We start from the raw sequence: 26,286 nt of genomic DNA on the forward strand, positions 1-26,286 counted from the left end.
CAGATAAGCAGCCCAACAACGGTTCCGGCCCCAGGCTAATCAGACTGCGATTCGCCTCAATTGAATTCACTGCTGGCACCAGGATTTTAAAACAGTTCCCCGATCGCTTGGTCGACTTGAGCGGCAAGAACCGGCGGTAATTCGTCGAAGTTTTGAAAATTGATCAATCCGACATCGTTCCCCAAGATGCTGCCATCGGCGGTAATGTCAAAGAACGGATCATAGGTGTTGCCGCGAACGTTCGCCGCCCCCCCGAACGTTGTGAAGTTCCGCAGGTTCGCCAAACCGACATCGTTCCCCAACACCCGACCGGAACCTTCGCCATCACCCGGCAACACGTTGATCGCTTGCGAGAATGAATCAGCCAACGTGTTCCCCGCGAGGTCTATCACTCCTGCGGCATTCAGATTCAATTGCAATCGATCGATCCCGGTGGTCGCTGCCCCCCGATCCGTCTCGGGCAGTCCGAACGCAGATGTCATTGAAATCGTTGTCAGGTCGCCTTCGTGTGTAACCACAAAATTGCCGGCGTAGTCTGCGATCGAAACTCCGAGCAGCTCTAGATCCGTCGGTGCTGCGACCGTCTCGCTATAACGAATGTAGATCGTATCGACGGTGTACCAGGGAATCGTTCGCTCGACACCGATCACCGAGAACCCAAGTCCATTGTCAGGACCGGAAGGACCGGTGTCATCGACGCTGTCAATAAACGTTGGCGTCCAAGGAAAAGCCCCGCCCACGCATGCGACGATCACATCGACCACCGTCGGCGCTGTTGTATCTGCAGGTGTGATTGTCGTTGTTGCCGACGCGGTGTTATTGGTCAAATCATCTTCGGTTTCACTGTCATCGACAGTCGCAACCGCCGATACCGTCGTGGTCCCCGCCGCGTCGTCAGCAACCGTTGCCGCAACGCGATAGATCACACGATCGCCAGGCTGCAGATCAAAGACATCCGCAATGTCGCCAGCCCCGTTTGTCACCGAGTTGCCTTGCCCATTGACCACAAACGCACGTCCGAAAGCGTTTCCAACGTCGCCAGCTAATGCGTAAGGCGCACCAAAGAGCACGTCGTCAAATCCGTCGCCATTGATGTCGCCGGCAAACGCACCGCTGAACGGCACATCGCTCAAGTCGGACGCCTCGATTTTGAACCCATTCGTCCCATCGAACGCCAACGGATCGACCGACGATGCCATCGTTTGGTCATTCCCAAAGACAACAAACCCACCAACCAAATCGGCATTCGCAAACACAGCGTCGCTCAACCCGTCACCGTTGAAATCGCCCGCCTTTCCCGAGTAGACCTGATAGTCAAACGGAAGGACGAACCCGTTCGATCCGTCCAGCGTTGTCAAATCCAAACCGTCCAGTACCGAATCCGTACCGAACACAACATAGGCATTGGAATTGAACCCGTCGCCATCGACGACAACCAGATCAGACAGTCCGTCACCATTGAAATCACCCAAGCCATTGCCATCGATCCCCAGCGTCGGATAGTCCGCGCCGTAGATCATAATGCCTGTCGATTCGGTAAGCGAATCCACACTGACAGATGCCCCCAGTTCGTCGCCGCCAAAGATGACGTAAGCCAAACCGGGCTGAAAGTCGGAATAGAAAGACGACGCGGTAACCAAGATGTCATCGATGCCATCGCCATTAAAGTCATTGATACCGGCAACGCTTTCACCAAGGTTCGCTCCGATCGCATCGGTCGTGATTTTAAAGCCGTTTGCCCCATCAAGACTGGAGGGGCCAATCACTGCCTCCGAAAACGATGGCGCACCATAGATCACAAAAGCTTTGCCTTCGGTTCCCGAAAACAAATCGCCGGGCGCACCGAGAATAACATCATCGTACCCGTCATCATTGACATCGCCGGCGCCGTCCAAATTCGCGCCCAACAAAGCCCCTTGTGCTTCGCCTTGAAATACGAACCCGTTGGTGCCGTCGAGTGTGGCGACATCAAAGTTCGCGCCGAACGTCGACGAACCAAAGACGACGTACGCCTCGCCAGCAGAGGACAGACCATTTGGTTCGGCTGTGGAGTGCCCCAACACGACATCCCCGATCCCGTCGTCGTTGAGATCGCCGACACCCGCGACGTTAATCAAATTGCCGGTGCCATCGAAGCCGCTGAACACGAAACCGTTCGAGCCATCGATGTCATCCAGATCAATCCCCAAATCAAATCCGTCTGACGATCCATAGATCACATAGATCGCGTTCGAAGCGCCCACGGCAAAGTCATCGATGCCGTCGCCGTTGACATCGCCGATTCCTGTGACCGGAGAACCTGATGGCGCCGCCGCGTCAGCACCACCAACGCTGAATCCCGTCGTCCCGTTGATGTCTTCGAGTTTGATCGTCGCCGGAATCGTTCGCTGGACTTCTCGTTCCCATTGCACATCGATCAATCCGGCATCAAAACTCACAGCCAGCTCGGTGTTCTCTGCCGACCCCGGCCCGGCGTTTTCGAAGGTGACTTCCGATGTAAACGCCTGCCCGGTTAGCACTGGCCCTGCGGCCTGACTGATCGCGACAGACACATCCACACTACCGGCCACTTCAATGGCTGCTTCGTTTGCCGCAAACTGACTTTGGCTAGTCAACATCTGGCCTTCGCTTTCGCCAGACGACATCGCACGAAAGGCTGGGCAGGCACTTCGCCCATCGTCGGTGACAATCACCTCACCGAACTTTGCTTGTTCGGCCGTCGGCAACTGCTGCAAAAAGTCTGCGTCGGCGGCCAGCATTGAACGCGATTCCAGCGTTTGGATGGCCTGACCTAACTGACGGCGTTTGCCAGCCGGACGATGACGTGCAACTGCAACACGTCGCGAAAAGATGCGAAGCGACATAGAGAAAACGTTTCAATGACTTCTGTGGGGGGCCAATCCGTTGCTTGGATTGCCGTACGGTGCGCGATTAGCTGCCTGGGACACCGAGCGCAGCCCGCGACGATAATTGCGGCGAATCATGAAGTCAAATACTCGCCACCGCCGCTTGCTAACGCCGCTCGCCAACACAGTGCACTCAGTGACGTGCAAGCCTGCCCATCAGAGGGAGCAACTCTTGATAGAGATCATCGACCGGGTGATGCCCACATGAATCACTTCTTAAAACGAACTGACGGTCCACCAAATGAAACCCGGGAATCTTTTCGTAGGTCGCTCGGTTGAGCATCGCGGCTGTCCCACGCAACACGATCTGGTTTCGCCGGCGGTCAAAATGAAAATGACTGGCCCACTCCGAAACCTCTTCGGCCGTCGGTGCTCGATTGCCAGCCCCATACAACAGCACTTGTACGAACACGACATCCTTTCCCAATTGAACGCCCGCGTATCGTTCGCTGTACGTTTCAATCGACTCTAACTCCCGTTGTACGCTGCCACCCGCATACGCTCCCACACGGGCACCGCCGGAAAACGCCTGGCACCCCTCACAGGAGGAGGCAACATACTCCACCAAGATCACTTTGCCTTTGAATTCTGCCCAACGGATCAAATCACCGTTTTGGTCGGCGAGTTGAAGCTCTGGAAACGGCTGTCCCTTTACAGGCGGCCAGTTGCCGACCACCACCGACGGCTTCGCCGATGCCAGTGTGACGGCGTCATCCAACCAACCTTTGACGGCTTCTCCACTGACCCCCTGGCCGGATCCGAACGACACGGCCCGTTTGGTTATCACGATCGAAGCGGCGGCAACAATAATCGCAATCAAAAGGAGACAAGGTTTGAACGTTCGGCGCATAACAGACAACGCTCCAGCGATGGTTGGTTCACAAGAGGGGGCTGTTTAGAACGTAGCTCGTCTAAAGCGAGCACGTTCGTGTCGGCAGATACAAGAACGAAATCGTCGCGCTGGTATCCATGTCCGAGGACGCCGTCGGGATGAAAATCTGCTCCCCAACAGCAATGCGATTGGGATCGGGAAATTTGCGACGAAACGCTGCGTTGTTGGGATCGTTGTAAATCTTCCGCCAATCAACACCATGATCTCGCCCAATCAGTGACAACGAATCACCCTTTTGAATCGTGTACATCCCGGCGACCTCGCGAAATAGCCAACCGGACAATGACCGCCACTCGATCGCCCCACGCCGAGGCGGCCACGGGTCATAGACCTTAACTCGATCGCCATCGATTCCGGCAATCACAACGATGTGCTGGTCGCCGTTGACCCACAACGGGCCGTGCAGCCGCAACATGATTTCGATTTCACCAGATGCCGAAGATGAGGCTGGCATCTGCGGCTCCTCGCGAAGCCCCAATCGCTTTGCCATTTGCAAAATCGCCGGATTAGTAATCCCAGTGTCCGCATCACGAATTCGTCGGCAACGCTGATCGAGTTCCGGCGGGATCAAGTCCGTGAAGCTTTGACGACAGCGATTCATTTGCCAGTGGACAATCATGCGGGCACTCGCGTACCAACAGGACCAATCCAATTGCTGGGGAATCAGCTTCATCCCGGGGACTTCATACCTTGCCATCTCAAACTCCAAATGCCGCTTTATAAACTCAGGTCACTACTAACGCGAAATCGGCTGGCCTAGCCTGCACGCACTTCCAAGCGAGAAAACCTGTGATTCGTTTCGTGCTTTTTCAAACAATCCTAGGACGCGTATAATCCGGCGGCACACTCCTCCCCGCAGGCAATTCGACGAAGTCAACATGCAATCTCGCCCCAACACCTCTGGCCCCTTGGATGCCAGCGATTGCCGGACCGGTCAACGGAATTGTCTGCTCTACGCGGCTTCACTCATCGCGATCCTGCTATTCGGGGTCCCCGGTTGCAAAAAAGACCGACCACCGCAACCTCCAGAACCGCCGATCGATTCGCAACCAGAACTCCCGTCAGCTCAAGAAGAAGCTGCCGTAGCATCGCCGTCACCGTCGCTTAGTCGCGAACAGCAAATCGATCAAGCTCTCGCGGCGCAAGACAACGGACAATTCGACAAAGCGATCGAAAGCCTACAGCAACTGCTGCTTCAGGACCCGCACGATTACGTCGCGATGTTCCACATGGCAAACGCAGAAGCCGGCCGTGGGAACCTGAAACGCGGGATCGATCTGCTTTCCGAAATCCCACCAACCGATCCTGACTCCGGGTTGCCCGCTCTCGGTGTTGCCGCCGATTGGTCATTGCAGCTCGGCGATTTTTCAACCGCCGAGCAACGCTACCGCCAAATCTTGCAACTGCTGCCACAGTTTCAAATGGCGCGACGGCGACTTGCGTTCTTGCTCAACCGACAAGGCCGACGTTTTGAAGCCAACCAGTTGATTCGCGAACTGTGCCGCGCCGGCGATATCATGCAAGACGAACTGTTCAGCCTGATCGTCGAGACGGACGCAATGTATGACGCGCCTCAGACGCCAAATGATCCGTCGTCAACTTTGACCGTCGACGAAGGCGAGCGACTTTACTGGCCTATCGGTCCGCTCGGTGAAGCACGACACCAATTCACCGAACAAAACTACGAGTCGGCGTTGTCGCTGCTACGTCCCGTGATCGAATCCGGAAACGCCTCGCCCGCAACACTGGCTTTCTATGGGCTGGCACTCGTCGAGGGTCAACACGAAGACGAATTCCAAACGTGGTTGGCAAAGGTCACCGATCGCACGAAAGCGTTCCCCGAATACTGGGCCGCGATCGGTTTTCACCTCGTACGCGAAACCGAATACGCTCGTGCCGTAGGCGCGCTCGCTGAAGCGATCCGCTTGGACCCTACTGACAACCGGAGCGTCCGCCGACTCATCCAGTGTTTTCGATCCCTTGACGATGAGCCCGCCGAGCAGGCATTCCAAACTCGATATAAAGCGCTCAATCGCGTCATTACCCTCGGAAATGACATTGCCGCAAGCAGCGATGCAAACACCGAAAAGATGAATCAACTCGCCGATGAGTTGGTTTACTTGGGCAGGCCTCTCGAAGCCATTCTTTGGAAGTCGCTCGCCGTAGGTGCCTCTCCTGATCCGCAGGCACAACTGCAACAGCTAGGAATCTCGCTAAAACAAATTGCGAATTCTCCAGATGCGTTTTCCTCTACTTCGCAACGTTGGTGCGGTATCGATTTGTCCGAGTTTGACAAACCCGATCTCTCCGCTTCCGAATTTCAAATCGCCGACAAAGGCGTCACCGAATCGGGACAAGCTATGCCTTGGACGGATTCCAAAGCATCCTTTCGAAACATTGCTTCTGCAATCGGCCTCGACCAAACCTATCGAGTCGCAACAACAGAGAAACGAAAAGCATTCGCCATTTACCAGCAGCTCGGCGGAGGCGTCGCCGTCCTCGACTATGACCTCGACGGATGGTGCGATCTGTATTTCGCGCAAGGCGACGCGGCCCCACCCCAGTTTGTTGCCAAACAATCCGACACGCTCTATCGGCACACCATCGGTGACCATCACCGGCTCATCAACCAAACCGACTCGGCTCAATTAACGGAATCCCAATACACCATCGGCGTCACTTCCGGGGACTGGAACCAAGACGGTTTTCCTGATCTGGCAATCAGCAACATCGGCACGAATCAACTGTTGATCAATCGAGGCGACGGCACATTCACCATGCAAAACCTCGATGCCGAACCAGACCACCTCCGCTGTGCCGCTTCTTTGGCAATGGGTGACATCAGTGGCGATGGGCTACCCGACTTAGTTGTGCTCAACTACGTCCGCGATCCCAATCTCGCAAAACTCCCTGAATTGGATAGCGCAGGAAACGTCACCGCTTCGCTACCACCATTGGAATTCAAGCCGGCACATGACGTCTTGTATCAGAACGCACCGACTGGTCTGCCTTCGGCGGCACCACTCGGCGACACTCCCGAAGATGCCTGCACCGGCCTGGGAGCAATCATCGCTAACTTCGATCAAGACTCAACAAACGAACTATTCGTCGGCAACGATGCGTTGCAGAACCAACTGTGGAAAATCAACAGCAATGGCACCTATGACGACTTGGCGATTGCGACCGGTTGTGCCTATGGAGCACACAGCTTGGCGACGGCGGCGATGGGCATCGCGGTCGCCGATTTCGATCGCTCCGGAACCCTTGATTTCCATGTCACGAACTTCTCGAAAGAACCGGTCAGCCTCTACCTCGGTCGCGACGGAATGTTTCGCGACTTGAGCATTCGCTACGGACTTAGCCCAGACAGTGTTCCCATGGTCGGTTTCGGCACTCAACCGATCGACTTCAATAACGATGGCTGGCCAGATTTGGTTGTCGCAAATGGACATGTCGATGATTTGTCACATACCGGCGTCGCATTTGATCAACCACCACAATTGTTTGCGAACTACGGCGAAACGTTCGAGCTGATCGCCGCCGGTACGGATCCCTACTGGACGCGTCCCAGTCTCGGCCGCGCGGTCGCGATGCTGGACTTCGACCGCGATGGCAAACAAGACTTTGTCGTCACGGATCTCATCGACCAAGCAAGCGTGATGATCAACGAATCGGTGAGCGAAGGTAATTGGATTCAAATAAAACTCATCGGCACGACCAGTGAACGTGATTCGATCGGAGCTCACATCACTGTCATCAGCGGGGCACAGACCTGGCACCAATGGGTCACCTCGGGTGACGGCTACCTTTGTAAGAACGAATCCGCAAATCACTTCGGCGTTGGAGCGGCAACAACAATCGATCAAGTCGTCGTTGAATGGCCCTCCGGCCAACGCCAAACGTTTACCGATTTGCCCATCAACCGCTCGTCGATCTTAATCGAAGGTCAAGCCTTTGAGGCAATTGACAAAAACGACTAATCCACGGTTTCAATTCTCTGACGGCATCGCCATCAGGCGTTCGGCCATCTCTGCGGCACGCTTTGAAACCACCGGGTCAACGGAGCGATAGAGCACCGACAGCGATCGATACGCTGGGGCATAGCTACCATCCACGCGAATTGCCTCGCGGAACAACTTCTCCGCGTCGGCTACGCGCCCCAATCGTGCCAGTGCGAGCGCCAGGTTGTAGTGATCACTCGCAACGCGACGAACTTGTGTCAGTTCACCCAAGAATCGCACAGCCGCAGGTGCCTGTCCAGCTTCCATCAAACCTGTGCCCAGCAGTTCGACAGCAGCTTCACGCGACCGGACCGGACGTTTTTCTAATTCGATCGCCTTACTCGCAAATTGCAGTGACCGCTCTTGCAACTCTTGTATCGTCTGGGACGCAACGTTTGTCGACGCAAGACGGTCCGCGCGAAGATGCTCCAAGCGTGCAAGCAGCGAATAGACTTCGGCATCACCCTCACCACCGTCGATCAAGCTTTCAATCGCTTCCGGCTCATTCCATCGATCGAGTAAGTCGTCACTCTCAAGCTTGTGGTCAATAGCGGCGTAAATCCGTGCCAGGCGATCGCTTCGTGCCAACTCCGCTTGCTTCAATGTCGTCTGGGTTTGGATCCGCCGGAACGGAGCCTCATCGAACTCAATTCGCTGTGGTACACGATCTTCGTAAACCGCAATCAGGTGACTGGTAGTGCTCGTGTGAGGCACCTCGCTGCCCAATGTCGGCATGTGACAGCTAACGCAATTGTTTTGGTTTTCAGTTTGTCGGGTTGCGACTTCGACCGAACAACCATGGTCTTGGTGACACTGATTGCACTGGTCTCGCCGGTAGGCCACCGGATCGTCAATCGGTGAATCCCGATGTGAATCGTGACAAGTCACGCAAGTCAATGTCTCGGACTGGACATAACAAGGACTCTTCCACATTTGATCAAAGTGTCCGACGAACACTTTGTCGAAATCACCGGCAGGCTCGGTCTTGTAATACAGCTGTGTTTTGGCCAGATCCTCCCCCGGTCGGAAATCCCAAATCGTCTTTCCGGGAGCCTGAACCACGGTCTTCGCTTGCAGGTGACACTGGGCACAAACCGATTCCAGCTGCACGCGTCCAAGTGTTGTCGGGTTCACAATTTTGCTGTTTTTGACAGATCCCGCCGACATCAAACTGCCGTCCACCGCTTGGCCGCCCGCGGATTGGTAAATGGCAACGTGCTCCTGACCAGGCCCGTGGCAACGCTCACACCCGATTGCCAACTCGTGGATTTCGGGCTGGTGCGGATTGTCGTTATTGGCAGTAGCCAAACCGGCATGACAGAACAGGCATTCGTCATCGATCATTCGACTGAACCCGCGTTGGCTGGCTTCGTCATACCCTGGCGCCATCCCGATATCGTCCAACTTCGCATACCAAGTCACTGGCGATTGAAGCAGGTACTCGCCGTCGCGAAGCAAGTACCCTTGGGCAAAAGCACCGCTGCCCATCACATACTCAACCGGAAACTCATTCACCTTCACCAGCTGATCTTGACCATCGCCAAAACGCTTCGATTCCCGATGGACGATCTCGTCACCCTTTTTGACGACCTCATAACGTCGCCAACTCGCCCGGTGTTCGATCACCCCATCAAGGGTGTGTTCCATCGCTTGGTCGATCTGACTGAGTGACCGGCTGTGATGGGTTCCCAAATAACTTTCGTGACGCTGCGGATGACATGACGCACAAACGGTCGTCCCGACGTATCCATCAGGCAGGTTTGCATGGGGAAACTCAGAAAGCTCACCGGAGGGATGGCTGTTTTCATCCACCGTGCTGCCGTTTCCATCTAAAAAATCCGGTTTTGTCTCGGACACCTCCTTGCCTACCTCCGCTGGAGGTTCTGAATTCGTCATTGAACGAGCCGCAATAGAGGGAGAAGCCTCCTTGTTCGTGTCAGTGCTCGACGAACAACCTGAGGAAGCCAAAACAAAAATGGCCAGCATCAGACCACAGAAAGACACCCTCGTTAGGTATTTGCGAACACTACATTCCATGCCATTGCCATACTGAAGCGGGGAAAAGCTCACTTAGTAGGATACCTTGCTCCTAAAAAACGCTCCCACCCATAGCGGTGCCTTGACGTTCTTTGAGGCAAATAAAAAACCTCGCCCACTGTCGCAGGCGAGGTTCGATTGTTTAACAACAGGTTGCGTCAGCAGACGCTTACTGGTTGAGGGATTCGTCGATCACTTCTTTCGAAGCACGAGTACCCATCGCACCCCACAGGCCGTATGGGCTGCCCTTCGCACGGTTGTAGAAACTCGGTGCGGGAGCTTGCTGGTTACCCGATTCGACAGAGTCGGTGATGAAGATGACCGCACCGTCGCCCATCAGGACGTGTGCACCACCTTGGTGACGACTCGAAGGCGACAACGTACCCGAGGTGTCTTGGTGTCCGGTCATGCAGTTTTCCGAGTTTGGCGGACGGATGGTCCAGCACATGTTCGAAGTTGCTTGATAGAACGCCCAGTTCATACCACGCGACTGACGGTCGCTGTGAACCTTTTGTTGGTCCGTGCAGTTCGCGTTCTGGAAGCACCAGAACAACGGGTTCTCTGGGTCCAGTTGATTGTTGTCACGGCACCAGGTTGGGCTGAACTGAGGACCTGCGGTAGGAGCTGGTTCCCATTGGCTTCCGTTGTTGACCGAAACAGCGGTACGACGGTCCAAGTCACCCAAGTCGGAGATGATTTCGCCCATCGCGACAGTGTTGGACAGACCGTCCAAGATGTCACGGAACTTCGCTTCACGACGAACACCGAAGAAACCGCGGTCGGTTGCCAGTGCACGTTGTGCACGCCAGCCGTCACCAGGGGTCAGGTTGTCGTTCTTGAAGTTACCTTGTTGAACGATGTGACACGAGTCACCCATGCAAGCTGCGTAGTTGCAACGAGCCAACGCAGGTTGGCCGGATCCTGGGTCGCTGGGGCAGCGAAGCATCGGAATCTCAGTTGCCCATGGCACGTATTCCCAAACGTCGCGTGGGCTTGGTCCCATCGCTGGCCAAGTACCGTTGTTTGCCGGAATGGTCGCACCAGGAGTAACCGTTTGACGGCTTGGGCTGCTGATGTGATCCCACAAACCTTGCTGTTCAAAAAACGGGGTCAGACCAACGTGAACGCTCAAGCATTCGTTGTTGGTGTTGTTCGAACCACGCCACCACTCTGGGCCACCTTGTTGGCCGGAAGTGTGGTCGATACCCGAACCACCCCCTGCCACTGGCAGTTGTTTGTATGCCGAGTGGTAGTTGTGAATCGCAAGGCCGAGTTGCTTGAAGTTATTGCTGCAAGACATACGGCGAGCAGCTTCACGGGCCGCCTGAACTGCGGGGAGCAGCAGACCAACCAGAATGCCGATGATGGCAATGACGACTAGAAGTTCCACCAGCGTGAAACCACCAGCCCGATTACGAGCTTGTCTCATTTAGAAGAATCTCCGAAAAGTTAAAACAAGAACATTAATGAAAAATGTTTCGCCATTAAGAAGGCGTAGGACTAAATAATTGCCCGCTTACATAGATTCGTCAATTGTGTATTCGCGCAATAGAAATTAGATCTTTTGCACGGGCATTGAACGTTGTCACCAACGACGGGCCAAAGATCACGCGAAGGTAGCCCAGGCTAGGGGAAGCCATACACTTCAGCAGAGATTCGCTTGCTAAAAGCGGTGCAACACTCTGGTAAACGCTCGTAAGGCAGCATAGTTCTGAATTGATGTTCGTCAGTGTGAAATAAACGATCTTTGCCGCTGTAGCTTTGCCTTCTTGACGCTTAACCTACGTTGCCGGTCTGTCCTGATACATCACATCCACTCGCAAACCCCTCTGTGATGCTGTTACATCGCCACTTACTATTTCGTTTGGTCGTATTGGCTTGCATGTCAACGATCGTGGCGTGCTCCCCCGAAAAGGGATCAGAAACAAGCACACAGGAGGGAAACACTGGCAATGATTCTCAAGTCGCTGACAACAAAAGTGCTGTGTATGAAATCCCCCCGGATGAACAGATGCGGCGGGCGATGCAGGCCGAAAATTGGAAGTTGGCTGATCAATCGTTGCGTGGCGCGCTGATCTCCTCACCGAACGATCCAGACCTTTTGACCGATGCAGCGAAGGTCGCCGCACTCAACAATCGCAAACGCGAGGCCGCCGACCTCTTGGTTCAGGCGCCGAAGCTGCCGACTTCACTCCCTCCACGCGAGTTGACTTTGCGATCCAAGCCTTGATCGATGTCGGCGAACTTTACAAAGCGATCGAGCTGCTCCAAACCTCGCTAGCGCGCCACCCCGATAACCTGAAGCACCGAAAAAACCTGATCGGCTTTCTCGGCGAAGCAGAGCGCCCCGAACTCGTCGGCAATCACCTTCAGGAATTGATCAAACGTCGCGCTTTCGACGTCCCGCTTCTGCTTGCGGTCACTGAAACGTCCTCACGACGTTACTCGTACAACACCGCGAAAATCCTGATGGAGCGGAACCCGTCGGACCATCGAGTCCGTTTGGGCGACGCCAAAGAATCGCTCGATACTCACGATGCCGTTCAAGCAGAAACGCTGCTACGAGAAATCCTAAAACATCATCCCGACTTCGCGCCAGCCTACGCCTTGCTTGGTCAAGCACTCATGGAACAGCGAAAGGTCGACGCAATCCCAACGTGGCTGCAACAAGCACCCGATGGTTGCAAACAACAACCGGCCTATTGGCTAACACTCGGTGATTGGGCCGCCGCCAACGATCAACACCCAGAAGCCGCACGGGCATTTTGGAAAGCAACCCAAATCGATCCGAACGACAGCAGTGCCTGGATTCGCTTGGTCGGTGTCCTACGTCGGTTGCAGAAAACGACTCCACCGGAGGACGCCGAGCATGTCAGTGAAGCTGAGATTGCCGCAATAGATCAACGCATCGAACTGTTGCTTAAACTCCGCGCCGTTTATTACGACTTCACCTGGGCAGGAAAAGACAGCCAAAGCGACGCGTACGCAATCGCAGATGTCTTGTTCTCACTCGGCAGAACCTGGGAGGCCGAGGCTTGGACCGCGATCGGAACAACGCTTCCCCGAGAACCAGAGAACAAACTTGCCCCGCTTCGTGCGAAGGTGTTGAAACGATTGAAACGTGATCCGAGTTGGATTTCGACAGCTGACCAACCCGCTTTGGCAATTGACCTTTCTCGATGGCCAGAAGCTGAACTCACATCGAGCTCAAATTCGAAACGGCCAAGCAGAATTCCAGTTCAGCCCTCGCATCAACACATCGTACTTCACGACGAAACCCACGCTCGCGGCCTGGACGGTTACGGCGCCAAGAACAATCCTGACGACGCGAAACTTGCCCCGTTGATTCGATCAACCGGTGTCGGAGGAGGAACCATTGACTATGACCTCGACGGTTGGCACGACCTACTTGTCATGGGAGCCGGGGGGACGATGCTGGAATCTGATTCAATCGCGAATGAACTGTTGCGAAATCGGAACGGCAATTTCGTTTCGGTCACGCCCCATGCCGGCGTTGGCGACAAAAGCTATGGACAAGGCGTTGCCGTTGGTGATTTCAACGAAGACGGTTTTCCAGATTTGTTCTTTGCAAACCTCGGCAAGAATCGTCTTTACAAAAACAACGGTGACGGCACCTTCACGGACAGCACCGAGCAACTGCTCGACAATCACTGGCAAGAGTGGAGCACTTGTGGAGCGTTTGTTGATCTCAATCGCGACGGAATAACCGATCTGCTGACGACGAACTATTGCCGCACCGTCAAAGACATGGACAAAGCCTGCCCTGATGAACATGGCGTTCCCGGACCCTGTCATCCATTGGTTTTCCCCGCCCATCGCGATCAGTTTTTCTATGGAACCGCCGAGGGCACTCTGATCGACCAATCTGACGCTTTGATCGCCGACGTTTTGCCCGGTCGCGGCTTGGGCATCGTGGCTGGAAGCTTGGACGGACAACAGCCCGGCGTTTTCGTCGCCAACGACATGACGCCCAACAACTACTTCACCGTGTCCTCCGATTCGAACTCACCTCTGATCGAAAGCGGTGCGGCGAGCGGACTGGCTGTCGATGGCCGCACCATCGCCCAGGCATCGATGGGGATCGCAACCAGCGACTTTGATCGTGACGGCGATTTAGATTTCTACGTCACGGGGTTCGGTCGCGAATACAACATCCTTTACGATCAAATCGCCCCAGGGCTTTGGCAAGATATCTCGAACCAGCTGGGTCTCGTACGACCAACGCTTCAATTGGTCGGCTTCGGCACCGAAGCGATCGACTTTGACGAGGACGGAATCGACGAATTGATCGTGACCAATGGCCACATCGGCGACTTCAACGAACCAGATAGCCTGCCCTACGCTCAGCCGATGCAAGTGTTCCGCCGCGGCGTGAGCGGAAGCTTCGATGTCATTGAGGACGATTCCTGGGACGAATACTTTCGCCAACCCCATGTCGGTCGTGCACTCTGGACCCTCGATGCCAACGGTGATGGCCACCGTGATGTGGCGGTGACCCACTCGTACGAACAAATCGCACTGCTGGTCAATTACTCCGATCATAACAATTCTCGAATTGCTTTTCGCTTAGTCGGCACGGATGCCAGCCGCGATGGTGTAGGAGCAATTCTAAGGTTTCGTTGTGACGGACAACCTCGCACACTGTGGTCGCTTGCCGGAAGTGGCTACCTGTGTAGCAATGAACCAGAACTTCGTGCGGGACTGGGTACGGCTTCGGAAATCACCGAACTAACCATCACATGGAATGACGGATCGCAACAATCGCTCGGCACGCTCCCCGCAAACCACGAATACCTGATCGTACAAGGTGACGATTCGGCATTCGTTCTGGAGTAGTCGCCCTTGGAATCTCGCTCATTGCAAACTCGAGGCTTATCTTTCCGTCGCGTCCCTTTACCGATCGTGATTCGATGGTATCGCTCGACGGTCACAATCATGCTGCTAGCGTTTGCACTCGTCGGCTGCACGTCGTCCAACGAGAATGCGCCGTCAAGTATCAACGCCAACTCCACTCCGGACGATCCGGTCGCGGCATTGAATGAAGCGATCGAACACCGAGAGTGGCAAACGGCGCTGCGAAGATCTAATGACGCCTTGATCGCCGCCCCTGGCAACCCCGACGTCTTAACGAGTATTGCCATCGCCAACGGCCAACTCGGAAACGAAACCAAAGCCGCCGACTTACTGGTTCAAGCGGTTGAAGCAGCCAACTTCGATACCAAGGGCGAACGCATTCAACATGCGATCCAAGCTCTAATCGCACAAGGCAGGCTCTACGACGCGATTGATCTGCTCGACAAAGTCGTCGAAGCAAATCCTCAAGCACACGCCTTACGCCGAACGTTGGTCGGTTTCCTGGGAGAAGCCCAGCGCAACGAAGAACTGCCGGTTCACATGAATGAACTGATTCGTGCTCGCCAATTCGATTTGATGCTTTTGATGGCGACAACCGAAACAAGTTTTCGTCGGTTCTCGTCGTCAACCATCGACCAATTGCTCCAGCGAAATCCCTCCGACTTGCGTCCGTTGCTCGGTCAAGCACAAACGCTACTCGAATCACGCGACGTCGCCGGCGCAGAATCGATCCTACGACGGATCGTTGCCAAACACACCGAGTTCGCGGCGGGACACGCACTCCTCGGGCAAGCAATTGCCGCACAAGGTAAAACCGACGACTTGCCGCGGTGGCAATCTGAATTGCCGCCACAGGCCACCGAGTACAGCGGATACTGGACCGCAATGGGCGTCTGGTCGATGGATCGAAAGCAAGTCCCACAAGCCATCCGCTGTTATGCCCAAGCGACGCGTCTGGCACCAAATAACAGCTACGCTTGGTCGCGATTGGCAGATGCCTTGGCAAGTCTTGATGACGGACTCGATGAATCTGAGCGAAAACTGATTTCCAATGCGATCGCTGACCGACGTGAAGCACTGCTGCAACTTCGCGAACGCTTTGCAAACTTCACCGACGGAAACCAACAAAGTCAAAGCGGTGCGACTCAAATCGCGCAGTCGCTGATGCGTTTGGGAAGAAACTGGGAAGCCGAAGCGTGGCTCGCCATCGCTACGACCTTGCCACAATCGCCAAGTGATTCGCTTACCGGCTTACGCCAACAAGTTCTCGACAAGCTTTCCGACGACCAAGCATGGCAAAGCTTACGCGAACACCCAGAACTGGCGTTTGAAATCGATCAATTCCCATTGCCCGCAGCTTCTGCCGGCTCGCTGGAAATCGGTCGAAGCGCACCGTTCGCTCCACTCGCAAGTCCAATCAACCTTCGCGACCAAGCAGAACAATGGGGGCTCGCGTTCTACGGTGAAGTCGGCGGACAAGTTCACGGCCCAAAGGTGCCGATCCATCAAACGTTGGGATGCGGCGGAGGCGTCTTTGACTTTGATAACGACGGACGCCCCGATGTGGTTTTTACCGCAGCTGGTGGGTCACTCGGGCTCCGCGATAGCCAGCCTGGTGAACTGTTCCGTAACCTTGGCGGCGAATTTCAATCATGCGGCAGTGTCTCAAGACTCTCCGACACTGGCTTCTCGACCGGTGTCGCCATCGGCGATATCAACGACGATGGGTTCGACGACGTTCTCGTCCTCAACCTTGGCCCCAACCGTTTGTTCGTCAACAACGGTGATGGGACGTTTCAGGACGCGAACGACTTAATCGAACACTCCGAAATCGCACAGTGGAGTAGCAGCGCAGCGATCGCGGATATCGACCAAGACGGGTTCAACGATCTCTTCGTCGTAAACTATTGCGATCAATCCGAACCGCTTGACCAACCCTGTTTTGACGCCCAGGGCAACGAAATCAATTGCTATCCGCTGCGATTTCGAGCTGCCAATGATCATTGTTTTCGAGGAACAGCAACAGGTTCGTTCGAAGATGTCAGCAAGACTTGGATTCGACCGGCAACACCAGGCCGTGGACTCGGAATCATTTCGGGACGACTCGATGGCCAGCACCTGTCGACCTATGTGGTCAACGATGCATCGCTGAATCATCACTATCGATGGAACGATGATCAACGTCCCCCGATGTCAGAAAACGGGATCTCTAGCGGACTTGCCGTTGACGCACAGTCACTCGATCAAGGTTCGATGGGGATTGCAAGCTGGGACTTTGATCACGACGGCGACTTGGATTTTTATGTCACAGGTTTTGTCGGTGAGTACAACATTCTTTACGAACAAAAGTCACCTGGACTGTGGGCAGACTCCACCGCTAGCGCTCAACTGATTGAACCCACACGGTCCAAAGTCGCCTTCGGGACCGAGGCAATCGACCTTGATAACGATGGCTATGAAGAACTGCTGGTCAGCAACGGACACATCGGTGACTTCGGCGATCGCACGTCGCCTTACGCGCAACCGTTTCAAGTCTTTCGCCAATCCGCCCCAGCCAAATGGGACACCATCGACAACGAAACGCTCGGCGGCTACTTCCAACGGCCTCATACCGGCCGCGCTTTATTTTCGCTGGATGCAAACAGTGACGGACGAACCGATTTTATCGTCACGCATGCGACCGAACCCGTGTCCCTGGTGATCAATGAGTCCCGGAACGCGAATCGACAAGTCACGTTCCGCTTGGTCGATACGAAACAGACCCGCGATGCTGTCGGTGCGAAGTTGGACTTCCAAATCGGTTCGACACCAGATCATCGAACTCTGTTTCGACTGGCAGGTGGCGGTTACCTGTGTAGCAATCAAGCGATTCTAGTCGCCGGCGTCGGCACGGCATCCGAGATTTCGAACATCACCGTGACATGGCCCGATGGTGAAATACAACACCTAGGAACACTTGCGACAAGTGCCGAATACTTGATCGTTCGTGATCAAGCGGCAACGACACTGAACCGTTTTACCCACCCGGTCACCAACAAATAAACGGGTCCAAGCAAACGCCTGAACCCGTCCCAATTGTTGAAGCGATGCGGCAACAGATCAGTTGCCGGGGCGGCTGCCGCTATTCTTCATTGCAGCTTCGTAGCCAGACTGGCTTGGCAATTCCGATGTCGGAACAGCATTTTCTGGTGGTTTGGTAACCGCTTCGGTGTGTCCGCCGCAACCAACGCTGGTTACGGACAGAGAAGCGATCGCAACACAAGCGAGTGCCAACTTTTTCATTGCCTACCTCAATGGTTTCAAGATGAGAAAAAGATATCGATGCGGAGAGTCAACAACCGGTAACGCGATGACTCATTTCGCATTCATCATTTAGATGGGTGCTAAGGCTGTCACGTGACGACTGCCTTGGTGCGCGATTGAAGTATAGCCAGCGATCCAGTGTTGACCATTGGCCCCGATGATCGGCACGGAGGGGAAAATCATCCACACTGATCCCGATCTCGCCCATCTATAGTTAGACGATCTGGAAGCGATCAAGGTGCGCGATTCTCAATGTTTTGTCGTGGAATACCGCTTCAGTGTTCCGTCACTAAGGGCGTTGGAACAACTGCGTGTCCCCCTCGATTGCCAAATAACGCATCGCTGCAGTGGGGTTCTCATAGACCATCGAGCGACCGGACGGCCAAAATATCTCAACCTTTTCAATAGATTCCTCAGCACCGATTCCCACCTCTAGGACGGGTTCATCACTACAAAAATAGCCGTCTCCTGCGGTAACCCAATCGGTGTAGGTCTTCCCACCAGCAGTGACGACCAACCGTGCACCAATCGCGTCACGCTCTGACTCGGTTCCGATCAATTCGAATTGGATCCAATGACCGTCCGTCTCGGTACGGTTTTCCAACAGGGCCGTCGGTCGCTCCAAATGCCCGATCAACAAATCCAACTTGTGATCGCGATTGAAATCCAACAATGCCATGCTGCGACCAAGGTACTTGCCAGCCCAGTACCCCGACGGATCGACAACATCAGCGAGTTCAAACTTTCCGTTTCGACCATAAAGGAATTGCGGCGCCATCTGAAAGCCTTCACCGATGTCACGCATGTCGAAGATGTGCCCGTTGGTGACAAACAAATCCAACCATCCGTTTCGGTCGATGTCGATTGCCTTGGTTCCAAAACCGACGTTCGGCAAGCTTGCTTTGTCGATGTCGTAGCGCACCGCCAGATCAACGAAGTCACCTTCCCCAACCTGCATATAGAGGTTCGCCGATTCCTCCGAAAAGTTGGTGATGTGCAAATCGATTCGCCCATTGTGGTCAAAGTCGCCATAGGTGATTCCCATGCATCCCGTCGCGCTGCCGGTGTAACCGTTGGCAACACCGCGAATGTCCGCCGCATTTTGTAGCTCCCCGGAACCATCTTGAACCAAGAAATGATTGGGACGGACATCGTTCCCAATGAACACTTCGTTCGCGCCGTTGCCGTCGAAATCCGTGACCATCACTCCGAGCGATGTTCCCGGCTTGGCGATCGATCGGTCGATGTCATGCAAGCGGAAACGTCCATCACCCAAGTTTTCAAACCACCGATCGGACTGGGCGTAGTGTTTCAGCGGAGAAGGTTGGACTTCCTTTCCATCCGCCCCAACATCCGGCAATTTGAACGCGCCGTCCATCTCGATGTAGACCGCTTCGAACAGATCAGGCAGCCGATCACCATTTAAATCGGCGACGGCCAACGACGAAGTGAAACGGTCGCTGACATCACCCAGCGAATCCGTAGCGTCACGAAACGTTCCGTCACCATTGTTGATCAATAATCGGTTGTGTCCCAAGCTTCCCAAATACAGATCTGGGAAACCGTCTTGGTTCACATCACCCGCCGCCAAACCGGCACCGTAATTGAAATCATCGCATCGCGACAACGTAGTGCACTCGTCGTAGAACCCATCATGATTTCGGTACAACGCGTTGGACCGGTCGCATCGGTCACTCGGCGGATCGCCAGCGCCTTGTGAAAAATACACGTCCGGCCATCCGTCGAGATCAAAGTCCAAAACGGCAATGCCGCCCCCGACTGATTCATGGATCGGAATCGATGAAACGTCGATTTCGTTGTCGGGATACCACTGAAACGCGATCCCGTGTTGTTCGGCAACGTCAACCATCGCCGGTTTTGCCAACGGTACATCACTTCGGACCGCTAGGTTCTCCTCGCCCTGATCGCGATTCAACTTCGCAAGCTCGGATAGCGCAGGTTCAAGTTTGAACTGATCGCGATCAACGCCAATCAACGCCGACTCCGAAGCCATCGTTAACGCGTCTGGCGATCGCAACAACTCGGCTCGCTGCGCATTCACTTGGCTACGTTGTGCAAACGCTTGTTGCGGCATCATCGACAGCGTCCAAGAAAGTGTTTCAAACGGTCGCCCCAGTTCCAACAATTTGCGTGTGAGTTGCTGCCGGGCATTGTTGTCGCCCAGCGAACGGATGAGTGCTTCGCTATCACGCTCGGCGACGGCCATTTGGACTGCCCGATAGCGAAACTGCTCTTCGTCTTCGCGTCGCCCCATCGCCGCAAAGACCTTGCTCAAACGCTGCATGCTGATTCGATCGGTCGGGTTCAAATACAACGCATCAAGCAACGCTCGTGCGGACGCTTCCAAGCTCCGCTGATCGAAGAAATAGGTTCCCAATGCGGCCCAGTAATCACCGAGCTTTTTGACCGATTCGTCACACCGTTGATACCAAATCGGGAAGTCCTCGAACGATTGTGTCTCTGCTAACAATCGCCCATACAACGCACACGCCGCAGCAGATTCAAAAGTCCCGTCCATTTGCGGCTGCAAGACGTCCAACGCCTCACGATATCGGAGGTTCGTAAAGTGCCACCTCGCCATCCCGAGGCCATCGACGAATAGCTGATCCGCCGTTTCGTTTGGCTTGAGCAACGGCGGAAACGATTCAGTGCGCCGAACCAGCGAAAGGAGTTCACCGTCAGTCGCGGAGCCTTCGCGGCACAACCATTCGGCTTGATTCGATGCTTCCTCGCGACGCCCCGTTTGACACAGCAACGTCCATGCGGTGTGCCTCCAGTTTGTCATTTGCGGCCGTTGATCAAGACCGGCCAAAACAATGTCCGCTGCCTCATTGACCGCGCCCAGTCGCTGCAAGAGCTGAGTCTGGAATTCGAGTGCCGACGGCCAATATTCCGAATTCAGCGCAATTGCCCCTGCCAATTCCGCCGCCGTCCGATAGTTACCGCGAACCGCTTCAATCCTCGCGGAAATCAATGTCCCTTGCTCGCTCTCGGGATTTTCCAACAGTAGCCGCCGCGCGACCGCTGCCGCTTCATCGATCTTGCCCGCCTTGATCAACTCTCGAGCCTGTGCCTGCGGATCTAACGTCGCAACTGTCGTTTTCGACTCGGTGGAGTGATCCGCTGCATTTTGCTGCGAGGCCTTGTCGGTTGACTTGCGACAACCACTCACCAGCCCCAAAAAAACAGCAGCGATGAAAACCATCGCTTTCGCGGCGGACAAAGACTGCCGATCAAGCGGCCGACGAAGACATTCGCGATGGACAAGAAGTTTTACCGGCTCCAATCTTTCACCCTTTCGTTTGCGGAAGCCCTCCAATGTAGCTCGCCAACGGAGTTCAACCAAACCCGCTTCCGTTGGAACGGAACCGTGCGGCCGGCAACAATCTGAGCGTGAAATGAATCCGCCGATCCAATGGCGAGTAACCCGCGGAAGAACCGGAGGCCTGCTAACGTTGCTCCGCCGAATCGGCCGACCGCCGAGGCCCCCTCTGATGTGCCGCAGCGAGGGTATTCTCCTGGATATCGATTGCTAACTTAATACCCTCGGCAGCGCCAAATAAAAAACCAGCGCCCACGACCGTCGCAAACAGGTAAGGGACGGCCGTTTGCATCCATTCGCCCAGCCTCGCCAGTCGCTCTCCCACCGGAGCGTCATGCAACGCCGAATAGCCGGTGGCAATCAAATAAGCAAACACCCCCATCGTTCCAACGTATCCCGCAATTCGGTAGAGACGCTGAATCGATTCGAGCGCCGGATAGTCGCGATGAACTGGTAAGTGATCGAGCATTGGCTGCGTCGCCTCACGAGCGTGAGGTGCATCCACGCGTACCTGGCCGCCGCTCGTCGAACGAGGAACCGCCACGATGCTTTTACTTGCATCGCTCGTCGCTTCCCATTCAACTTTCGCCCGTTGAGGAACCGGGCCGAGAACGAATTCGATATCGTCTTGATCCATCTTGATCACGATTGGCTTGGGGGAAGTGTCCATTGTGTGGCCAAGCTGGCCAGACGCAAGCCAATCGCAGGAACTTCATCAACCGAACACGATCCGGTTACATTCCGCACTACTCTGCGGCTAAACCATCATCGGCAATTTGCTTCTCGAGCGCATCAACGACTCCCTCGTAAAGATCGGTCAGGTTGATGACCTCTCCAGCCTCGACACGCCGAATGATCATATCACGAGGATACGCAAGAACAAATTTGGTAGGGTGCTTGATCGCAAAGTCAGTGCCGTATTCATCCGTAACGACAACCCACTCCAATCCGAGCGTCGCGGCAATCACATCGCCAAATGCCGCACCCAAAATCTCCAGTGAATCTTCGTCCCCCGTCGCAAATGGATCCACCTCCAAAAGTGATTGAAGCGTAGCAACATCGTCGACCGTTCGATTCAAGACATGCTCTGGACCGAATTGGCGAAGCAAATCATCAAGCCACTTTCGCTCTTCATTGAGCCCTTCGATTTCTTCCGCACTTAGATCGCGTATTTCCATATCGTTTTTCCAATGATGACTGACGTGGCCCCCAAAGCTCGATCCTGGCACACGTGATACCAGACCGAGCATTCTATGCGATGCAACCTGACATCTTGTTCGCAACGCACACGAAATGCTCCAACATCAGCCGAAGTTATTCCATCGCGGTCAGACAGAAAGGCAACGAACCAAGTCGCCAATGTCGCCTTTCGCTCCGCCGAAAGCAGCGTTCCTTCCCAGTCCCCACATGCACCGTTTGGTTAGTCGCTGAAGTCTAGGCTTTAGCCGATTTTCGGTGTGATCGAGTGGACGATGATTTGGACAAAAAGGATCGGCTGAAGCCTAGACTCCAACTCACATTTCAGTCTGATTTGATGGCCTCCAATTCTCTGGCCACCATCGATTCGATTCGCCTACCCGCCCAATGACTTTCCAGTGTCGTCTTTCGCTCCGCCGAAAGTAGCGTTTCTTCCCAGTCCGCATTTTGCGGAGCAGAAAGCGACGGATTTCCACATGCTTTTACTGCAAGCCTCAGCGCACTTCTCTCATTGGTCGACCTTCGAATCGTGGTGCTCCTGCTTCAGGATCGCGACATGTGCGGAGCCGTCCATCATTACGATCACGGGAATCGCGTTCTGATACGTTGGGCCATCCAATGACGTACAACCAACCATTCGCAATGGATCGAATCAACGGTTTCCTATTCCCCTTTACCAATTCTGCTTGGGGTTGAATCGAGCACTGACGTAATTCCAGCTTTCGAAACCGAGTCTGATCCAACCACTTCAAAACCTTCGAATCCCGTCATTCAATCGATTTGTGATCCAGTTCGTACATGACTGAGCGACAGACGCGGAGAACAGCATGGAGTTGTGCGTGTGCAGCATGACCGAGGATTGCTCAACGTTGGCGTGATGCGTGCAGTAGAGAGGGACGGACAAATCAAACCTTCCGGAAATCGTTTTGATCCTGCAGCCATCTAATTTCGGCAACTCAAAGTTTGAATCCGACATAAGTGCACGGTGATCCAGTAGCGGTGCAAAAGGGCAACGAAGAAATGAAGGAATTAACCTCGTTGCTGGCAGCGATGCCAATGGAGGCGCCAAGAGTACAATCGGTCCCTGCCAATTTGCGTTGTGAACCGCAAGCCATGTTACAACGCATCCAAGGCTATGGGCGATGATTCCATCCGGACGATCTTCAAGTAGGTTCAATGTGAATCGGTCGACGATCTCACGCAGGCCTAATCCGACGCTCGGGTATCGAAAAAGCGTTGGATCAATTGCCGCATTTCGAATGAGTGACATCAGCGGCAAGAAGACACCTGATGTAACCGCAAATCCGTGGACGACGCGAATCGATGTTTTGCGCAATTGATTTTACCTGGGAACGCCAGAACTCACGGGGGACGGACAATCGATCATCAGCTTCGAAAACCGAGCAAGCCGTCCCCCCATGCACTTCTGACCCAAAGCGAAGCGATGGTTTTCGGTTTTCTGTGGTTTGTTTCCAGGCGGAGCGATAACCCGGAGGCACAAAGCATGGTGAGTCATGGAGCGTGATGACACCCCGCCTTCTGCAGCAGCTTCGAGCCAGCCCCGTGACTACCTCAATCTCGTTTCGCATCGAGGACAGACTTTGCAGGAAGGGGCAACTGGTCTGTGACAAGTTTGGCATGGCACGGTGCATTCACGATTGAGTTCCTCAAATTCGTGCGCGTTCGTCGACACAATGCGTGAAATTGACTCAAGATTCGAGTAGCCAGCCAGTACCGCGAGATGTTCCGCACGATTGATGTCAGCGCAAGAACTGTTCATCAACACTCTAAAGGCTAGGAAGCTCACTGCTGAGGTAAACAGCAGCGCCGTGATCAGTACAAACTGGCGATCTCCTTGTGCAATTGAAACCAGTCCTCCGATCGCAAGAAGACCACTGCTGACAGAGACAACTCCCAAAACGATACGAAGCCACGCCATGACCACCGATCTTAAACAGATCGGAAGAGGAACACTTCGCGCTCGTCCAACTTCATCACCACCGACGACAAAAATCCAGGATTCGACTGGGAATAAAGGCAACCAGTAGACGTGCCAGAAAAACGTTCCAACGTAGAAATGTCCCGGCACTTCGTCCACGATACCGTAGACTCGCTTTCCAAAGACGAAGATCTTAACAACGCAGTCCTCCTCAATCGGTGTCAACGCGTCATCCGCGGACTCAGAGAATGCCGATCTAACGTTGGTGTTAGGTGGTTCCATCGCAATCAATTGAACTTAATGGCAAAACGGATGCATTGACCGGGCCGCGGCAAATGTTCATTGCGTTGTCACACGTCCGGGCGAGACCCTCGTATCAACGGTCGAAGAACTTTATACCATTGATTTGGCATCGTCCATTCAGTGCATGAATGGGCATCAAATCTTCTATGGGTCGCAATGGCAAGGCACGACGCAATAACGCTCATCGCGATCTGCAATATGATCAACCGAAACCCAACAAATGGAACTGCCAGTAGGCCGCCGACAGCAAGGCCAATTGCCGTCGAACATGTTAAACGCGCGAGCGGCCGGGAAAGCAGGAATGTTGCTTTCGGCACCCGCCATTGATCTGCCATCTCGTTCACCTTCAAGTTCGGCAGCAACAACCCGAATGGGATTCCAAATACTGTCAGGAACATACCCGCAGTCCAATCGAGGGACTCGCCTATGCGCGAAAAAGGCGGCGGAGCGTACCTGAGAGCTACAAACTGAAGAAACCCTTGAAACACAAAGAATGCCACCGCCCATCGATAGACGATTGAATCGCGGGTGCCTGGAAAATGCTGCGAGGGAATCAAATTCGAAATCAAGTGTGCCGCGTTACGACTGCAATACCCGGCGGCGACGAGCAATTCACAATTGTCAAAACGCCCGACTTCGCGACTCCAGTTCACGCAATGATTATCGGGCGCTCGCACTACCACTTGTCGAGGCGTCAGGCCGAAATCATGCTAATCGCCGATGTAGCTGCCATTATGGCGATGCATATACCCACGAGAATACCAACGGCCTTAAGTTTGCTCAACGTCTCGTGTCCAAAGAACTCAAGGACGTTGCCCTTGAAGAAATACATCAACAACAACAGATGTACGACTATGCGTCCGCCATGTTTGATCATGTAGTAATCTGGTCCGCGGGTGCCACCTTCGAGTTGATCGGCCATCGCAACGATTGCCAGCAACGCGGAGCAGTTTCGGAAGATGCTGTACACGTAGTAGAACGCTGCGAGCCACCACCCCCATTTCGTTCCCATCAACATACCGACGCCAGACGCAATCGTGAGGATTGCCAGGAACATCACGCCAGCAATTAGCAACGCCGGCGGAATGCCAATAGTGCGCAACGATTCATCCATTGCCTGTAGGTTGGCATAGAGCAAGAATTGCGTACCAAAAAGAAGTACTCCGCCAATAAGGTGAAGAGCGGCAAGAATCGAGACGCCGACGGGACGAGTCGCTGTTCCACGTTGGGACTCGATGGTCGGATGAGGCGTTGTGGACGAAGGCGAGCCGTAGGGATTCTCTGTCACAGAAACGTTGACCTCATGCGAAGGAACAGGAACTCGTCGCCCGATAGCGGGACCGTTCAGCGGGCGGCGGCGAACTGAGGTGGCCTGGTTTTTGGGGGCCACGCGTCCTCTTATTTCAGCAGGGGACGGTTGTCTCAAATTGGCTTGGCGACAGATAGCCAAGCGATGAGTGAAGTCGCGATGTGTTGTAGTAGTCGATGAA

Annotated in this window: 15 protein-coding genes; 4 read left to right on the top strand and 11 right to left on the bottom strand. The window is 54.5% G+C overall.

Annotation, left to right across the window (positions count from 1 at the left end; translation table 11 throughout):
* Positions 1-86: 86 nt before the first annotated feature.
* From CGZ80_RS25010 to CGZ80_RS25020, 3 genes are all read right to left on the bottom strand, one after another.
* Complete coding sequence (locus CGZ80_RS25010) at positions 87-2,864, bottom strand: beta strand repeat-containing protein (protein WP_094418407.1); 2,778 nt, start codon at positions 2,862-2,864, stop codon at positions 87-89.
* A 175-nt stretch (positions 2,865-3,039) separates the two neighbouring features.
* Complete coding sequence (locus tag CGZ80_RS25015; protein ID WP_143544141.1) at positions 3,040-3,675, bottom strand: TlpA family protein disulfide reductase; 636 nt, start codon at positions 3,673-3,675, stop codon at positions 3,040-3,042.
* A 142-nt stretch (positions 3,676-3,817) separates the two neighbouring features.
* Positions 3,818-4,495 (bottom strand): papain-like cysteine protease family protein, encoded by a 678-nt coding sequence (locus tag CGZ80_RS25020; protein WP_094418409.1) that lies wholly within the window; start codon positions 4,493-4,495, stop codon positions 3,818-3,820.
* Between the two features lie 181 nt (positions 4,496-4,676).
* On the opposite strand from CGZ80_RS25020, the gene CGZ80_RS25025 reads away from it, so the two are divergent.
* Positions 4,677-7,778, top strand: a complete 3,102-nt coding sequence (locus CGZ80_RS25025; RefSeq protein WP_094418410.1) for an FG-GAP-like repeat-containing protein — start codon at positions 4,677-4,679, stop codon at positions 7,776-7,778.
* Between the two features lie 9 nt (positions 7,779-7,787).
* Here CGZ80_RS25025 and CGZ80_RS25030 read toward each other — a convergent pair whose 3' ends face one another.
* Together CGZ80_RS25030 and CGZ80_RS25035 are read right to left on the bottom strand one after the other, a co-directional pair.
* Positions 7,788-9,656, bottom strand: a complete 1,869-nt coding sequence (locus CGZ80_RS25030) for a multiheme c-type cytochrome (RefSeq protein ID WP_094418411.1) — start codon at positions 9,654-9,656, stop codon at positions 7,788-7,790.
* 349 nt (positions 9,657-10,005) lie between these two features.
* Complete coding sequence (locus CGZ80_RS25035; protein WP_094418412.1) at positions 10,006-11,265, bottom strand: DUF1559 domain-containing protein; 1,260 nt, start codon at positions 11,263-11,265, stop codon at positions 10,006-10,008.
* A 405-nt stretch (positions 11,266-11,670) separates the two neighbouring features.
* On the opposite strand from CGZ80_RS25035, the gene CGZ80_RS28135 reads away from it, so the two are divergent.
* The 3 genes from CGZ80_RS28135 to CGZ80_RS25050 all read left to right on the top strand — a co-directional run bounded on the left by CGZ80_RS28135 (position 11,671) and on the right by CGZ80_RS25050 (position 17,753).
* Complete coding sequence (locus CGZ80_RS28135) at positions 11,671-12,066, top strand: hypothetical protein (protein WP_158222845.1); 396 nt, start codon at positions 11,671-11,673, stop codon at positions 12,064-12,066.
* A complete protein-coding gene (locus CGZ80_RS25045) occupies positions 12,063-14,693 on the top strand; it encodes an FG-GAP-like repeat-containing protein (RefSeq protein WP_094418414.1) in 2,631 nt (876 codons plus the stop codon). Before CGZ80_RS28135 ends, CGZ80_RS25045 begins: the two co-directional genes overlap by 4 nt.
* Positions 14,694-14,792: 99 nt before the next feature.
* Positions 14,793-17,753 carry an FG-GAP-like repeat-containing protein gene (locus tag CGZ80_RS25050; RefSeq protein ID WP_143544144.1) on the top strand — a complete coding sequence of 987 codons (2,961 nt, stop codon included), beginning with the start codon at positions 14,793-14,795 and terminating at the stop codon, positions 17,751-17,753.
* A 57-nt stretch (positions 17,754-17,810) separates the two neighbouring features.
* Here the strand turns inward: CGZ80_RS25050 and CGZ80_RS25055 are convergent, their stop codons facing one another.
* The 6 genes from CGZ80_RS25055 to CGZ80_RS27770 all read right to left on the bottom strand — a co-directional run bounded on the left by CGZ80_RS25055 (position 17,811) and on the right by CGZ80_RS27770 (position 26,283).
* Positions 17,811-17,993 (bottom strand): hypothetical protein, encoded by a 183-nt coding sequence (locus tag CGZ80_RS25055; protein WP_094418416.1) that lies wholly within the window; start codon positions 17,991-17,993, stop codon positions 17,811-17,813.
* Positions 17,994-18,303: 310 nt separating this feature from the next.
* Positions 18,304-21,240: an FG-GAP-like repeat-containing protein gene (locus CGZ80_RS25060; RefSeq protein ID WP_233148655.1), complete on the bottom strand. Its 2,937-nt coding sequence runs from the start codon at positions 21,238-21,240 to the stop codon at positions 18,304-18,306.
* 244 nt (positions 21,241-21,484) lie between these two features.
* Entirely contained in the window at positions 21,485-22,027 is a 543-nt protein-coding gene (locus CGZ80_RS25065; protein ID WP_094418418.1) for a hypothetical protein, read from the bottom strand.
* 76 nt (positions 22,028-22,103) lie between these two features.
* Entirely contained in the window at positions 22,104-22,535 is a 432-nt protein-coding gene (locus tag CGZ80_RS25070) for a DUF3806 domain-containing protein (RefSeq protein WP_158222846.1), read from the bottom strand.
* Positions 22,536-24,843: 2,308 nt separating this feature from the next.
* Complete coding sequence (locus CGZ80_RS25085) at positions 24,844-25,449, bottom strand: hypothetical protein (RefSeq protein ID WP_143544145.1); 606 nt, start codon at positions 25,447-25,449, stop codon at positions 24,844-24,846.
* A 750-nt stretch (positions 25,450-26,199) separates the two neighbouring features.
* Positions 26,200-26,283 (bottom strand): IS3 family transposase, encoded by an 84-nt coding sequence (locus CGZ80_RS27770; protein ID WP_233148657.1) that lies wholly within the window; start codon positions 26,281-26,283, stop codon positions 26,200-26,202.
* Positions 26,284-26,286: the final 3 nt, after the last annotated feature.

Origin of the sequence: Rhodopirellula sp. MGV (assembly GCF_002251265.1) — a bacterium.
GTDB classification, from domain to species: domain Bacteria; phylum Planctomycetota; class Planctomycetia; order Pirellulales; family Pirellulaceae; genus Stieleria; species Stieleria baltica_A.

Bases quoted from the DNA above. Each gene is read 5' to 3' on its own strand.
- CGZ80_RS25010 (WP_094418407.1), bottom strand. From the start codon at position 2,864: ATGTCGCTTCGCATCTTTTCGCGACGTGTTGCAGTTGCACGTCATCGT.
- CGZ80_RS25020 (WP_094418409.1), bottom strand. From the start codon at position 4,495: ATGGCAAGGTATGAAGTCCCCGGGATGAAGCTGATTCCCCAGCAATTG.
- CGZ80_RS25025 (WP_094418410.1), top strand. From the start codon at position 4,677: ATGCAATCTCGCCCCAACACCTCTGGCCCCTTGGATGCCAGCGATTGC.
- CGZ80_RS25035 (WP_094418412.1), bottom strand. From the start codon at position 11,265: ATGAGACAAGCTCGTAATCGGGCTGGTGGTTTCACGCTGGTGGAACTT.
- CGZ80_RS28135 (WP_158222845.1), top strand. From the start codon at position 11,671: ATGCTGTTACATCGCCACTTACTATTTCGTTTGGTCGTATTGGCTTGC.
- CGZ80_RS25050 (WP_143544144.1), top strand. From the start codon at position 14,793: ATGCTGCTAGCGTTTGCACTCGTCGGCTGCACGTCGTCCAACGAGAAT.
- CGZ80_RS25055 (WP_094418416.1), bottom strand. From the start codon at position 17,993: ATGAAAAAGTTGGCACTCGCTTGTGTTGCGATCGCTTCTCTGTCCGTA.
- CGZ80_RS25060 (WP_233148655.1), bottom strand. From the start codon at position 21,240: ATGGTTTTCATCGCTGCTGTTTTTTTGGGGCTGGTGAGTGGTTGTCGC.
- CGZ80_RS25065 (WP_094418418.1), bottom strand. From the start codon at position 22,027: ATGGACACTTCCCCCAAGCCAATCGTGATCAAGATGGATCAAGACGAT.
- CGZ80_RS25070 (WP_158222846.1), bottom strand. From the start codon at position 22,535: ATGGAAATACGCGATCTAAGTGCGGAAGAAATCGAAGGGCTCAATGAA.